General features: G+C 50.0%; 11 protein-coding genes, 1 tRNA gene and 1 pseudogene. All 13 read right to left on the bottom strand.

Features of this window, described 5'->3' with window-relative positions; translation table 11 throughout:
- Positions 1-111: 111 nt before the first annotated feature.
- Positions 112-2,205 (bottom strand): elongation factor G, encoded by a 2,094-nt coding sequence (gene fusA / locus ACIDE9_RS14095; RefSeq protein WP_194752783.1) that lies wholly within the window; start codon positions 2,203-2,205, stop codon positions 112-114.
- A gap of 55 nt (positions 2,206-2,260) precedes the next feature.
- Complete coding sequence (rpsG, locus tag ACIDE9_RS14090; protein ID WP_019881216.1) at positions 2,261-2,731, bottom strand: 30S ribosomal protein S7; 471 nt, start codon at positions 2,729-2,731, stop codon at positions 2,261-2,263.
- 98 nt (positions 2,732-2,829) lie between these two features.
- The gene (gene rpsL, locus ACIDE9_RS14085; protein ID WP_019881215.1) at positions 2,830-3,213 is read right to left on the bottom strand and encodes a 30S ribosomal protein S12; all 384 of its coding nucleotides are present in this window, start codon (positions 3,211-3,213) and stop codon (positions 2,830-2,832) included.
- 194 nt (positions 3,214-3,407) lie between these two features.
- Positions 3,408-7,667 carry a DNA-directed RNA polymerase subunit beta' gene (gene rpoC, locus ACIDE9_RS14080; RefSeq protein WP_411995299.1) on the bottom strand — a complete coding sequence of 1,420 codons (4,260 nt, stop codon included), beginning with the start codon at positions 7,665-7,667 and terminating at the stop codon, positions 3,408-3,410.
- Between the two features lie 23 nt (positions 7,668-7,690).
- Positions 7,691-11,863, bottom strand: coding sequence for a DNA-directed RNA polymerase subunit beta (gene rpoB / locus ACIDE9_RS14075; RefSeq protein WP_411995298.1), 4,173 nt, complete (start codon positions 11,861-11,863; stop codon positions 7,691-7,693).
- Between the two features lie 230 nt (positions 11,864-12,093).
- Positions 12,094-12,471: a 50S ribosomal protein L7/L12 gene (rplL, locus tag ACIDE9_RS14070; protein WP_194740357.1), complete on the bottom strand. Its 378-nt coding sequence runs from the start codon at positions 12,469-12,471 to the stop codon at positions 12,094-12,096.
- A 33-nt stretch (positions 12,472-12,504) separates the two neighbouring features.
- Positions 12,505-13,002: a 50S ribosomal protein L10 gene (gene rplJ, locus ACIDE9_RS14065; protein WP_194740356.1), complete on the bottom strand. Its 498-nt coding sequence runs from the start codon at positions 13,000-13,002 to the stop codon at positions 12,505-12,507.
- 266 nt (positions 13,003-13,268) lie between these two features.
- Entirely contained in the window at positions 13,269-13,955 is a 687-nt protein-coding gene (gene rplA / locus ACIDE9_RS14060) for a 50S ribosomal protein L1 (protein ID WP_194752780.1), read from the bottom strand.
- Position 13,956: 1 nt separating this feature from the next.
- Positions 13,957-14,388, bottom strand: a complete 432-nt coding sequence (rplK, locus tag ACIDE9_RS14055) for a 50S ribosomal protein L11 (protein ID WP_018987686.1) — start codon at positions 14,386-14,388, stop codon at positions 13,957-13,959.
- Positions 14,389-14,477: 89 nt separating this feature from the next.
- Entirely contained in the window at positions 14,478-15,014 is a 537-nt protein-coding gene (nusG, locus tag ACIDE9_RS14050; RefSeq protein WP_029147985.1) for a transcription termination/antitermination protein NusG, read from the bottom strand.
- Positions 15,014-15,361 carry a preprotein translocase subunit SecE gene (gene secE, locus ACIDE9_RS14045; protein ID WP_019881208.1) on the bottom strand — a complete coding sequence of 116 codons (348 nt, stop codon included), beginning with the start codon at positions 15,359-15,361 and terminating at the stop codon, positions 15,014-15,016. The genes nusG and secE overlap by 1 nt, the downstream gene beginning before the upstream one ends.
- A 43-nt stretch (positions 15,362-15,404) precedes the next feature.
- Positions 15,405-15,480 (bottom strand) — tRNA-Trp (locus ACIDE9_RS14040).
- A gap of 58 nt (positions 15,481-15,538) precedes the next feature.
- Positions 15,539-15,614, bottom strand: a pseudogene (locus tag ACIDE9_RS14035) (elongation factor Tu); the annotation flags it as partial.

Here is a 15,614-nt window from a genome sequence, read left to right as displayed (position 1 = left end):
TTACCGTGGTCAACGTGACCAATCGTACCAACGTTCACGTGTGGCTTGGTACGTTCAAATTTGCCTTTTGCCATGATTGTTTTCCTTTAATTCAATACTGTAATAGATCAATTATTTTTTGTTGATGATTGCATCAGCAACGTTTTTCGGCGCATCAGCGTAATGCTTGAATTCCATGCTGTAAGTTGCGCGACCTTGTGACAGGGAGCGAACCACAGTGGAGTAACCAAACATTTCAGACAGTGGCACTTCAGCCTTAATGGCTTTACCACCGCCAGGCATGTCATCCATGCCCTGGATGATACCGCGACGAGATGACAAGTCACCCATCACATCACCCATGTACTCTTCAGGCGTTTCAACTTCAACGGCCATCATAGGCTCCAGCAAGACTGGATCTGCTTTACGCATACCATCTTTAAAGCCGATAGAAGCAGCCATCTTGAAGGCGTTTTCGTTGGAGTCAACGTCATGGTATGAACCATCAAACAACGTTACCTTTACGTCAACGACCGGGAAGCCAGCCAAGATACCGGCAGGAATGGTTTCACGCAGACCTTTTTCAACCGCTGGAATAAATTCACGCGGTACGGTACCACCTTTAATCTGGTCAACAAACTCAAAGCCTTTACCAGCTTCGTTAGGCTCCATTTTGAGCCATACGTGACCGTATTGACCCTTACCACCGGATTGCTTAACGAACTTGCCTTCCACTTCAACAGATTTGCGGATCGCTTCACGGTATGCCACTTGTGGCGCACCCACGTTCGCTTCAACGTTGAATTCACGACGCATACGGTCTACCAGAATTTCCAGGTGCAATTCACCCATACCGGAAATAATAGTCTGGCCAGACTCTTCATCAGAACGGACACGGAAAGAAGGATCTTCTTGTGCCAAACGACCCAATGCCAAGCCCATTTTTTCCTGGTCACTCTTCGTTTTTGGTTCAACAGCCACGTGAATCACTGGCTCAGGGAACACCATACGCTCCAGAATGATAGGCTTGTCTGGAGAACACAAAGACTCACCAGTCGTCACGTCTTTCAAGCCGATACAGGCGGCGATGTCACCAGCCAACACCTCTTCAACCTCTTCACGGTTGTTAGCGTGCATTTGTACGATACGGCCGATACGCTCTTTTTTACCCTTCACAGAGTTGAGCACGGTATCACCCTTGTTCAACACGCCAGAGTAAACGCGGATAAATGTCAGCTGACCAACAAACGGGTCTGTCATCAATTTAAATGCCAAAGCAGAGAAGCCTTCTTTGTCGTCGGCTTTACGGCTAGCCGGCTTACCATCATCATCTTCACCAGTCACATCATCAATGTCGATTGGGGATGGCAAGAAGTCAACAACTGCATCCAACATACGTTGAACGCCTTTGTTTTTAAATGCAGAACCGCACAGCATCGGCTGGATTTCACCAGCAATCGTACGCGTACGCAGACCTAATTTGATGTCTTTTTCTTCCAGATCACCATTTTCCAGGTACTTGTTCATCAGCTCTTCGCTGGCTTCTGCAGCAGACTCAACCATCTGCTCGCGCCATTTGCCTGCCGTCTCAACCAGATCAGCTGGAATGTCACCATAAGTGAACTTCATGCCTTGAGAAGCTTCATCCCAGATGATGGCTTTCATCTTCATCAAGTCAACCACGCCGGTGAAAGTATCTTCACGGCCGATAGGGATCACCACTGGTACTGGGTTTGCGCGCAGACGCGTTTTCATTTGCTCGACCACTTTGAAGAAGTCAGCACCTGAACGGTCCATTTTGTTTACAAATGCCAGACGTGGCACTTTGTACTTGTTGGCTTGACGCCAAACAGTTTCTGATTGTGGCTGTACGCCACCTACTGCACAGTACACCATGCAGGCACCATCCAGCACACGCATGGAGCGCTCTACCTCAATGGTAAAGTCCACGTGCCCTGGGGTATCAATAATGTTGAATCGATGCTCAGGCAAAGACAAGTCCATGCCTTTCCAGAAACAGGTGGTCGCTGCAGAAGTAATGGTAATACCACGCTCCTGCTCTTGCTCCATCCAGTCCATGGTCGCTGCACCGTCGTGCACTTCACCAATCTTATGGTTTACACCAGTGTAGAACAGAATACGTTCTGTCGTGGTTGTTTTACCTGCGTCAATATGCGCAGAAATACCAATATTACGGTAGCGTTCAATAGGGGTTTTACGTGCCACGATGCTTTACCTTTGCTATCAATTCAACTAATTATTAAAGAACGAGGTCGTTTAATTAAAAACGGAAGTGTGAGAAGGCTTTGTTTGCCTCTGCCATACGGTGAACTTCTTCACGTTTTTTCATTGCAGAACCACGGCCTTCAGAGGCTTCGATCAACTCGGCAGCCAAACGCAGGCCCATGGATTTTTCGCCACGCTTACGCGCTGCATCACGCAACCAACGCATTGCCAAGGCACTACGACGGCTAGGACGCACTTCTACAGGCACCTGGTAGTTTGCACCACCGACACGGCGGCTCTTCACTTCAACAACAGGACGCAGATTATTCAACGCTGTGGTGAATAATTCCAGCGGGTCCTTACCGCTCTTGCTGGCCACCTGATCAAAGGCACCGTAAATGATACGCTCGGCAACAGATTTTTTACCACCTGTCATCAGCACATTTACAAACTTGGATACTTCCTGGCTACCAAATTTTGGATCCGGCAAGATAATACGTTTGGGGACTTCTCTACGTCTAGGCATATGATTCTCTTTTCAATTAAATTTTTGCTAGCAATGACACTCGCAAGGCATTTCAGCCGCTATAAAAATGGACAAACTGTCCGCTTGCACCTAATAAATTAAGCTTTAGCTTCTTTAGGACGTTTAGCACCGTATTTGGAACGGGACTGCTTACGGTCTTTCACACCAGCCGTATCCAAGCTACCGCGCACCATGTGGTAACGCACACCTGGCAAGTCTTTTACACGACCGCCGCGCAACAGCACAACAGAGTGCTCCTGCAGGTTGTGGCCTTCACCGCCGATGTAGCTAATCACTTCGTAACCGTTGGTCAGGCGCACTTTAGCCACCTTACGCAACGCGGAGTTTGGTTTTTTTGGCGTTGTGGTATATACGCGAGTACATACACCACGCTTTTGAGGACAAGCTTCCAGGGCTGGAACCTTGCTCTTGGTAACCACTTTAACGCGTGGCTTACGTATTAACTGATTAATGGTTGGCATTGCCTTAACCTCTTCACCTTTAAAAAACCACCATTTGAGCAGGAAGACTCAAGTTTGGCGGCATATCAACAATAACGCCCTATTGAGACAATAAGGCTATTCTGAGAAACCCGGCATTTTAATAAATGAGTCAAGGGGTGTCAAGCATTATTCATACTTGACACCCCTTGCACACAGAGACAACAGTGATCGAATTATTCGCTCGGTTGATCGTCTGCTGCGGTTTCCTCAACAACTTCTTCTGTTGCAAACATCGCTTCTGCTGCCAACAATGCTTCAGATGGCTCTGCTGCATTTGGTGTCAGTGAAGCCACGGCTGCACGCTTGCGGGACTCGTGATAAGCCAGACCGGTACCGGCTGGAATCAGGCGACCCACAATGACGTTTTCTTTCAGGCCACGCAAATCGTCGCGTTTGCCCAAAATAGCCGCCTCGGTCAACACGCGCGTCGTTTCCTGGAACGATGCCGCAGAGATGAACGAATCGGTAGACAGCGATGCTTTGGTAATACCCAGCAACACGTACTCGAAAGTTGCCGGACGTTTGTCTTCGGCAATCACGCGTTCGTTTTCTGTCAACAAATCAGCACGCTCTACTTGCTCACCCGGGATGAAGCCAGTGTCGCCTGCATCTTGCACTTTTACGCGACGCAACATCTGGCGCACAATCACTTCAATGTGCTTATCGTTAATCTTCACGCCTTGCAAACGATACACGTCTTGCACTTCGTCGATGATGTAACGGGCCAGTGCTTCACGACCTTGCAGGCGCAAGATATCTTGCGGATCTGCCGGACCGTCGACAATGGTTTCACCTTTGGTCACCACTTGACCGTCATGCGCAGTCACGTGCTTATCCTTGGCAATCAGGAACTCGCTGGTAATACCGTCCAAGTCAGTGATGACCAGACGTTGTTTACCTTTGGTGTCCTTACCGAACGAAACCGTACCAGTCACTTCAGCCAGCATACCGGCGTCTTTTGGTGAACGGGCTTCGAACAACTCGGCCACGCGTGGCAGACCCCCGGTAATATCACGGGTTTTGGAAGATTCTTGCGGGATACGTGCCAGCACTTCACCCACGCCAACTTCCTGACCATCTTTCACGGTAATGATACAACCCAGCTGGAAAGTCACGTTGACCGGTGTTTCGGTACCAGCAATCTTCACTTCCACGCCATTCGCGTCCAGCAGCTTCACTTGTGGGCGCAAGCCTTTGGTTGAACCCGCACGTTGCTTAGGATCAATCACCACCAGTGAAGACAGGCCAGTCACTTCATCCACCTGCTTGGCCACGGTCACGCCTTCTTCGACGTTCTCGAATTTCACACGGCCCGCGTACTCGGTAATGATTGGACGGGTATGTGGATCCCAGGTAGCCAGGGCTTGACCGGCTTTCACTGTTTTACCGTCGGTGACTGTCAATGTCGCACCATAAGGCACTTTATGACGCTCACGCTCACGACCATTATCATCAGCAATAATGACTTCACCATTACGGGAGATCACAATTTGCTCGCCACGTGAGTTGGTCACGTAACGCATGGTAGAAGTGAAGCTGGCAATACCGTTAGACTTGCTCTCAACCTGAGAAACAGACGCCGCACGCGATACCGCACCACCGATGTGGAACGTACGCATGGTCAACTGTGTACCCGGTTCACCAATGGATTGCGCCGCAATCACGCCCACGGCTTCACCCATGCTGATGAGTTTGCCGCGACCCAGGTCACGACCGTAACACTTGGCACAAATACCGTAACGGGTATCACAAGTCAGCGCAGTACGCACTTTCACTTCATCAATGCCCAGGGCATCGATTTTCTCGACTTCGTCTTCACCAAGCAATGTACCTGCCGGGAAAACCACTTCTTGCGTTTCAGGATGGATCACATCCAGCGCAGAAGTACGGCCCAGGATACGGTCATGCAACGGCTCTACCACTTCACCGCCCTTGACCAATGCCTTGGTGACCAAGCCTTCAACCGTACCGCAATCATGCTCAGTCACGACCAAGTCTTGCGTCACATCGACCAGACGACGTGTCAGGTAACCGGAGTTCGCTGTTTTCAGCGCCGTATCGGCCAGACCCTTACGCGCACCGTGCGTAGAAATAAAGTACTGCAACACGTTCAGGCCATCACGGAAGTTCGCCTTAATTGGCGTTTCAATAATGGAACCATCCGGTTTCGCCATCAGGCCACGCATACCAGCCAGCTGACGTACCTGCGCCGCAGAACCACGGGCGCCGGAGTCGGCCATCATGTAAATCGCGTTAAACGATTCCTGACGTACAGCTTTACCGTCTTTAGTGACAACCTTACCGTCAGCGTCTTTAACATCTTCTTCGCGCAATTGCTTCATCATGGCATCAGCCACTTTGTCACCGGCACGACCCCAGATATCGACTACCTTGTTGTAACGCTCACCCTGAGTCACCAGACCTGAGACGTATTGGTCTTCAATCTCTTTCACTTCGGCATCTGCCGCAGCGATCAATTGCTCTTTCTCTGGCGGCACCAACATATCGTTAATGCTGATAGAGATACCGGCTTTGGTCGCGTAGGAGTAACCGGTGTACATCAGTTTGTCAGCGAAAATCACTGTTTCACGGATGCCCACTTTACGGAAGCTGGCATTGATCAGGCGTGAAATTTCTTTCTTCTTCAGCGCTTTGTCGATGTAGCTGTATGGCAAGCCTGGTGGCAGGATTTCAGACAGCAAGGCACGGCCAACCGTGGTGTTATAACGGTTGATTTTTTCCACTTTTTGACCAGCAACATCCAGCTCAAACTCACGGATACGTACAGTGACTTTGGCGTGCAAGTCGATCAAGCCCTGATCGTATACACGTTGTACTTCTTTAATGTCACTGAAGATCATGCCTTCACCGCGTGCAGCCACTTTCTCGCGGGTCATGTAGTACAGACCCAACACGATATCCTGTGACGGCACAATGATTGGTTCGCCGTTGGCTGGGGACAGCACGTTGTTAGAAGCCAGCATCAGAGTGCGTGCTTCCATTTGTGCTTCCAGGCTCAATGGAACGTGTACCGCCATTTGGTCACCGTCAAAGTCGGCGTTAAAGGCTGAACACACCAATGGGTGCAACTGGATCGCTTTACCTTCGATCAATACTGGCTCAAATGCCTGGATACCCAAACGGTGCAGCGTAGGCGCACGGTTCAACAACACCGGATGCTCGCGGATCACGTCTTCCAGGATATCCCAGACTTCTGGTCCTTCTTCTTCCACTTTCTTCTTGGCGGCTTTGATGGTTGTCGCCAGGCCTAACACTTCCAGCTTGTGGAAAATGAATGGCTTGAACAGTTCCAGCGCCATTTTCTTCGGCAGACCGCACTGATGCAGTTTCAATGTTGGGCCCACTACAATCACGGAACGACCGGAGTAGTCCACGCGCTTACCCAGCAAGTTCTGACGGAAACGACCGCCCTTACCTTTAATCATGTCAGCCAGTGACTTCAGCGGACGCTTGTTGGCGCCAGTCATCACTTTACCGCGACGACCGTTGTCCAGCAGTGAGTCTACCGCTTCTTGCAACATACGTTTTTCGTTACGCACGATGATTTCCGGGGCTTTCAACTCTAACAAACGCTTCAAACGGTTGTTACGGTTGATCACGCGGCGATACAGATCGTTCAGGTCAGACGTCGCAAAACGGCCACCATCCAGTGGTACCAATGGACGCAACTCTGGTGGCAATACTGGCAGGATTTCCAGGATCATCCACTCAGGCTTGATGCCAGACTTCTGGAATGCTTCCAGTACTTTCAGACGCTTGGCGATCTTCTTGATCTTGGCTTCTGAGCTGGTTGCAGACAATTCGCTACGCAATCTTTCGATTTCGCGCTCGATGTCCATCGTACGCAACAGTTCGCGCACGGCTTCGGCACCCATGACAGCATTGAACTCATCACCGTACTCTTCTACCTTGGCCAGGTAGTCATCTTCAGTCAGCAACTGACCACGGGTCAGTGGCGTCATGCCTGGATCGATAACGATAAATGCTTCAAAGTACAACACGCGCTCAATGTCACGCAGGGCAATATCCAGCACCATACCCAAGCGGCTAGGCAAGGATTTCAGGAACCAGATGTGTGCCACTGGTGAAGCCAGCTCGATGTGGCCCATGCGCTCACGACGCACTTTGCTCAAGGTGACTTCAACGCCACACTTCTCACAAATGACACCGCGGTGTTTCAAACGCTTGTATTTGCCGCACAAGCACTCGTAATCCTTGATCGGGCCAAAGATTTTGGAGCAGAACAAACCGTCCCGCTCAGGCTTGAAGGTACGGTAGTTGATGGTTTCTGGCTTTTTCACTTCGCCATAGGACCATGAACGGATTTTTTCAGGTGAAGCCAACGCGATCTTAATCGCGTCAAACTCTTCTTCTTGCGTAACCTGCTTAAATAAATCTAATAACGCTTTCATAGAGACTCTCCTTAATGGCGGGCTTAGTTACGGTCCAAATCAATATCAATGGCCAGTGAACGGATTTCTTTCACTAACACGTTGAATGATTCAGGCATACCCGCATCAATTTTGTGCTCACCTTTGACGATGTTTTCGTACACTTTGGTACGGCCATTCACGTCATCTGATTTCACTGTCAACATCTCTTGCAAGGTGTATGACGCACCATAGGCTTCCAGTGCCCAAACTTCCATCTCACCGAAGCGCTGACCACCGAACTGGGCTTTACCACCCAACGGCTGTTGTGTCACCAGGCTGTAAGGACCGGTAGAACGTGCGTGCATCTTGTCGTCGACCAAGTGGTGCAGTTTCAGTACGTGCATGTAACCAACGGTAACCGGACGCTCAAAGGCATCACCGGTACGGCCATCAAACAGTTTGACCTGTGTTTTACCTGCGTGGAACTGCAATTTCTTGGTGTGCTCGTCTTCATCCGGGAACGCCAGATCCAGCATAGCGCGAATGTCAGACTCGGCAGCACCGTCAAACACTGGCGTTGCAAATGGCACACCGTGTTTCAGGTTGGTTGCCAGGTCAATCACTTCGACGTCAGTCAGGCCGGCAATGTCTTCTTTCTTGCCAGTGCTGCTGTTGTAGATCTTGTCCAGGAAGCCACGGATCTCGGCCACTTTGGCTTCGGCTTGCAACATGTCGCCCAGGCGTTTGCCCAAGCCTTTAGCTGCCCAACCCAAGTGCGTTTCCAGAATCTGACCGATGTTCATACGTGAAGGCACGCCCAGTGGGTTCAACACGATGTCTAACGGTGTACCGTCAGCCATGTGCGGCATATCTTCAACCGGGCAAATCTTGGAGATCACACCCTTGTTACCGTGACGACCCGCCATCTTGTCACCAGGTTGAATACGGCGTTTCACCGCCAGATATACTTTCACCATCTTCTGTACGCCTGGTGGCAATTCGTCACCTTGCGTCAGTTTGCGTTTCTTCTCTTCGAACTTGTTGTCAAACTCAACACGTGCCTGGCTCAAGCTGTCCTTCAGTTGCTCCAGTTGGCGTGCGGCTTCTTCATCGCTCAAACGAATATCAAACCAGTCATAACGGCCAACGCTTTCCAGGTATTCCTGGTTCAGCGTGTCACCTTTTTTCAGCTTGTTCGGACCACCGGTCGCCACTTTACCAGCCAGCAAACGGCTGATACGGCCAAAGGTATCGTCTTCTACAATACGCATCTGGTCGCCCAGATCTTTTTTGTAGTGAGACAACTGGTCGTCAATAATCTGTTGTGCACGTGCATCGCGGTCAATGCCTTCACGGGTGAAGACTTGCACGTCGATGACTGTACCGGTCATGCCTGATGGCACGCGCAGTGAAGTGTCTTTTACGTCAGACGCTTTTTCACCGAAAATTGCACGCAGCAATTTTTCTTCTGGCGTTAAAGTGGTTTCACCTTTTGGTGTCACTTTACCCACCAGTACGTCGCCAGCTTCTACTTCAGCACCGATGTAGATAATACCGGAATCATCCAGACGGCCCAGCATACGCTCGGACAGGTTGGAAATATCACGGGTAATCTCTTCAGGCCCCAGTTTGGTGTCACGGGCAACCACTGACAACTCTTCAATATGGATAGACGTGTAACGGTCATCTGCCACCACGCGCTCGGAGATCAAGATCGAGTCTTCGTAGTTATAACCGTTCCATGGCATAAAGCCCACCAGCATGTTCTGGCCCAGCGCCAATTCACCCATGTCAGTTGACGCGCCATCCGCCACCACGTCGCCGCGGGAGATGATGTCACCGACTTTAACCAGCGGACGCTGGTTGATGTTGGTGTTCTGGTTAGAACGTGTGTATTTGGTCAGGTTGTAGATGTCCACACCGACTTCGCCTGCCAATGCTTCCGCATCATGCACGCGAACCACGATACGGCCTGAGTCCACATAGTCAACCACACCACCACGGCGGGCAGTAACCACAGTACCGGAGTCAACCGCTACCGTGCGCTCAATACCTGTACCGACCACGGCTTTTTCAGCACGCAGACAAGGCACCGCTTGACGTTGCATGTTGGCGCCCATCAATGCACGGTTCGCGTCATCGTGTTCCAGGAACGGAATCAGCGAAGCCGCCACAGACACGATCTGGCCTGGGGCCACGTCCATGTACTGTACGCGACCAGGTTGCGTCATGGTAAATTCGTTGTGGAAACGCGCTGACACCAGGTCTTCTTTGAAGCCACCTTCTTTAGACACTTCGGTGTTAGCCTGTGCAATCACATACTGGCTCTCTTCAATCGCAGACAGGTAATCAATCTTGCCGGATACCTTGTTCTCTTCAACCAAACGGTAAGGCGTTTCCAGGAAACCGTATTCATTGGTACGTGCATACAGCGCCAATGAGTTGATCAAACCAATGTTTGGACCTTCCGGTGTTTCAATTGGACAGACACGACCGTAGTGGGTGGTATGTACGTCACGCACCTCAAAACCGGCACGTTCACGGGTCAGACCGCCTGGGCCCAGAGCGGAGATACGACGCTTGTGCGTAATCTCTGACAATGGGTTAGTTTGGTCCATAAACTGTGACAACTGGCTGGAACCGAAGAATTCACGGATCGCGCTGGACACTGGTTTCGCATTGATCAGGTCATGCGGCATCAGGTTCTCAGATTCAGCCTGAGACAAACGTTCTTTCACAGCACGCTCAACACGCACCAAACCGGCACGGAACTGGTTCTCTGCCAATTCACCGACAGAACGGATACGACGGTTACCCAGGTGATCGATATCGTCGATTTCGCCACGGCCATTGCGCAACTCGATCAACACGCCAATCACGGCCAGGATGTCTTCGTTAGACAGCACATTGCTGCCGGTATCGCCTTGTGGGCCGACGTTTTCATAGAAACGGCGCATCCAGGCAGCGGTACGGTCTTCCAGCTTGCTTGGATAAGCACGGCGGTTGAACTTCATGCGGCCAACCACAGACAGGTCGTAACGATCTTCTGTGAAGAACAAGCCCTTAAACAAAGCCTCTACCGCTTCTTCGGTTGGTGGCTCGCCTGGGCGCATCATGCGGTAAATCGCCACACGTGCACTGTACTGGTCAGGAATTTCATCACTGCGCAATGTTTGCGAAATGAAGTTACCGTGATCCAGATCGTTGGTGTAAATCGTGTCGATTTCAGCAATCTTGGCAGCAACCAGTTTTTCCAGCAATGAAGGTGTAATTTCATCGTTGGCATTGGCAATCAATTCACCGGTATCGGTATCAATGATATTTTTCGCAACTGCACGACCCATCATGAAGTCGGTCGGCACAGCCATGGTGGTCACGCCCGCTTTTTCGATATCGCGGATGTGTTTCACAGTAATACGCTTGTCTTTGGCGACCAGCACATTACCGTCTTTGTCAGTGATATCAAACTTGGCCACTTCGCCACGCAGACGGTCAGCGACCAGTGTAAATTCCACGCCTTTAGGGCCAATATGGAAAGTGTCTGTATCGTGGAAAGTTTCCAGAATTTGTTCCGGGTTATAACCCAATGCCTTCAGCAAGATCGTGACTGGCATCTTACGACGACGGTCAACACGGAAGTACAGGTAATCTTTTGGATCGAATTCGAAATCCAGCCAGGAGCCACGGTAAGGAATGATACGTGCTGAGAACAGCAACTTGCCGGAGCTGTGGGTTTTACCACGGTCATGCTCAAAGAACACGCCTGGGCTGCGGTGCAATTGCGACACAATCACACGCTCGGTACCGTTAATCACGAAAGAGCCGTTTTCAGTCATAAGCGGCAATTCGCCCATATAGACTTCTTGTTCTTTCACTTCTTTCACGGTAGGTTTGGACGCTTCGCGGTCCATAATGGTCAAACGTACTTTGACGCGCAAAGGCACGGCATAAGTCAGACCACGTTGTTGACACTCTTTGACATCAAATGGCTCTGCGCCCAATTGATAGCTCACATAATCCAGACGTGCATTCTCAGAATGGCTAACAATCGGGAAAATGGAACGGAAAGTCGATTCCAGACCTTCGTTTTTACGTTGGTCGAGTGGAACGTTTTCCTGCAGGAATGATTTGTAGGATTCCAACTGCATGGCTAGCAGGTAAGGTACCTCTTGAACACTGTCGCGCTTAGCAAAGCTTTTGCGGATGCGTTTCTTTTCGGTAAAGGAATAGCTCATAGCGTCTCCTGAAATTTTTGAGGGTAGAAGACAAAACACTTTTCATCCACTGCAATGTTTTGACATCTAACTTCGATTAAAAATCAACCACTTAGTTTTCACTATATGTGGCCATAACACCGGATTTACAACATTTTTTCTGGCCAGTCAGCGCGTTAAAAATCTGCATGCGCCAGAAATGGCGAAGGCCGACGGTTTCCCGTCAGCCCAGCCAGATTCACAATTGTGAATTATTTCATCTCAGCAGTAGCGCCCGCTTCGATCAATTTCTTCACAGCTGCTTCAGCGTCAGCTTTGCTTACGCCTTCTTTAACTGCTTTTGGTGCGCCGTCAACCAGGTCTTTAGCTTCTTTCAAGCCCAGGCCAGTCAGTTCACGAACAGCTTTAATCACGCTTACTTTGTTGTCGCCAGCGCCGTTCAACACAACGTTGAACTCAGTTTGCTCAGCAGCAGCTGGAGCAGCACCAGCAGCAGCGCCGCCAGCAGCGACTGCAACAGCAGCAGCAGAAACACCGAACTTCTCTTCGATTTCTTTGATGAATGCAGTCAGTTCCAATACGGTCATGCCACCGATTGCATCTAAGATGTCAGCATTAGAAATTGCCATGATATAAATTTCCTAAAATAGTTTGATTAAAAATTAAGCCGCTTGCTTTTCTTGTTCGTCGCGTACTGCTGCAACGGCACGAGCAAACTTGGTTGGGATTTCGTTGAGCATGCCAGCCAGTTTGGACAGCAACTCATCACGGCTCAATGTAGATGCCAACGCTTGTACGCCAGCAACATCAAGACGCTCATTAGGCATTGCGCCTGCTTTCAGTACGAACAGTTCGTTTTCTTTCGCGAAGTTGTTCAATACTTTGGCAGCTGCAACTGGATCGGCAGAAATGCCGTATACCAATGGCCCAACCATGTCGTCAGCCAATGCTGCAAAAGGCGTACCTTCTACTGCACGACGAACCAGAGTGTTTTTCAACACACGCAGATACACACCTGCATTACGTGCATCAGCACGCAGTTTCGTCATATTGGCTACGCCAATACCACGATACTCAGCAAGTACGATTGCTTGTGCATTAGCCACTTGAGCGGCCACCTCGGCAACGACTTCTTTTTTCTCTGTAAGATTAAGACTCAAGGTCTGTTCTCCTTCCGTTAATGAAAGCCAGGTCAAATAACCTGGCCACTCACGGCGTCCTTGTGCAGGGCATGGAAATATCCTGTGTTGGGGATCGCCATCTGCGTTGGTTTCACATTGCTGCAAACAGAGGATTGCTCACCCATTTACATTCAACGATTTATTAAGTTAACCACCAACGGTCTTTGATGCTCTTGAGTGCTTGCTCATCGCAGGCACTCAAGCCCAAAGTTCTTTGCCCGGACGGCGACGTCCGGGACTTTAAATTACGCTACTACTGATGCTTGATCGACACGTACGCCAGGACCCATGGTGCTGGAAACGGACAATTTCTTCAGGTAGACACCTTTAGAGCTGGTTGGCTTGGCTTTGTTCAATGCATCAACCAATGCAGACAAGTTACCTTGCAATTGCTCAGTTGTGAAAGAAGCACGGCCGATCGTGCAATGCACGATACCACCTTTGTCAGTACGGTATTGTACTTGACCGGCTTTAGCGTTTTTAACAGCAGTCGCTGCATCTGGGGTCACGGTGCCCACTTTTGGGTTTGGCATCAAACCACGTGGACCCAATACTTGACCCAATGCACCAACGATACGCATCGCATCAGGCGTTGCAATCGCAACGTCAAAGTCCAGCATGCCGCCTTTAACTTGCTCAGCCAGGTCTTCGAAACCAACGATATCAGCACCAGCTGCTTTAGCCGCTTCAGCTTGCGCGCCTTGTGCAAACACAGCCACGCGCGTTGTTTTACCAGTACCGTTAGGCAATACGATCGCGCCACGCACCAGCTGGTCAGATTTACGTGGGTCGATACCCAGGTTAATCACAGCATCAACAGATTCGTTAAATTTGGCAGTCGCGCCTTCTTTAACCAGGTTCAGGGCTTCAGCCACTGGATATAATTTGTTGCGGTCGATTTTCGCACGCAATGCATCAATTCTTTTAGCCATGTTATACACCCTCCACTTCGATACCCATGCTGCGTGCGCTACCAGCGATGGTACGTACAGCGGCATCCAGGTCAGCAGCCGTCAGGTCAGGCTGTTTTGTTTTGGCGATCTCTTCAGCTTGCGCACGTGTGATCTTGCCAACTTTGTCTGTATGAGGACGTGCAGACCCTTTTTCCAGCTTGGCCGCTTTTTTGATCAGCACGGTCGCTGGAGGGGTTTTCATCACAAACGTGAAGCTCTTGTCTGCAAATGCAGTAATCACCACTGGAATTGGCAAGCCTGGCTCTACGCCTTGGGTTGCAGCGTTAAACGCTTTACAGAATTCCATGATGTTCAGACCACGTTGACCCAGTGCTGGACCGACTGGTGGGCTTGGGTTGGCTTTACCTGCAGGGATCTGCAGCTTAATGTAGCCAATGACTTTCTTTGCCATGTTTGACTCCTAAAATGGGTAATAACGCCTGAGGCAGGCTCCCCGTTAAAAATATCGACCACCGGTCACGGTGGCCGAACAATGCACAACTAGACTTCTTTTTCTACCTGTGCAAAATCCAGTTCAACTGGTGTCGCGCGACCAAAAATCACCACGGAAACACGCAGTTTGTTTTTGTCGTAGTTCACTTCTTCAACGCTACCAGAGAAATCTTTGAATGGGCCATCGATCACGCGTACGCTCTCGCCCTTTTCAAACGTCATCTTCTGCGTTGGATTTGACTTGCTGTCATCCATGCGACGCAGAATGATTTCTACTTCTTTGTCTTTGATCGGGGTTGGACGTTGCGCTGTGCCACCGATAAACGAAGTCACTCTTGGCGTGCTTCTTACCAAGTGCCAGCTCTCGTCAGTCATTTCCATCTGTACCAGCACATAGCCAGGATACAGGCGACGCTCAGAAATAGTCTTTTGACCATTCTTCAACTCAACCACTTCCTCAACGGGCACCAGAATGTCACCGAACTGATCTTGCAAGTTAGATCTGATGATGCGCTCTTCCAAGCCGGCTTTCACGGATTTTTCCATGCCGGAGAAAGCTTGAACTGCATACCAACGCATAGACATTAAGCTCCTTTACCCATAATCCATTGCACCATGTAGGCGAAGCTGATATCGACCAATGCCAGGAATGCTGCCATGATCACAACCAGCACAACAACCGCCAATGTGGTTTGCAACGTTTCCTGACGCGTTGGCCAGACAACACGCTTGGCTTCAGCAACAGACTCATTAAAAAAGCCTAGCGCCTGCTTGCCTTGTGGCGCAGTCCACGCCACTGCTACAGACGCGACAATACCTGCCAATACGGCAAGTATCCTAATAACCATTGCTTTATCTTCAAAAAGATAAAAACCGGCGATCCCTAAAGCTAGTAACAACAGGGATAAAGCCAGTTTGATTTTATCGATCATATACTTAACTTTATGATTAACACCTCAGATTATTCTGGGTGTTTGGCAGGCCAAGAGGGTCTCGAACCCCCAACCCTCGGTTTTGGAGACCGATACTCTACCAATTGAGCTATTGGCCTGTACTCTTTAAAGCGAAAGCTGCACGGGTTGTAGCGCAGCTTTCACATACATCAACTATTACTCGATGATTTTGGCAACGACGCCAGCACCAACGGTACGACCACCTTCACGGATAGCGAAGCGCAAGCCTTCT

The organism is Methylophilus sp. 'Pure River', assembly GCF_046765995.1.
Taxonomy (GTDB): Bacteria; Pseudomonadota; Gammaproteobacteria; order Burkholderiales; family Methylophilaceae; genus Methylophilus.
This window is presented reverse-complemented; position numbering and strand designations above follow the sequence as displayed.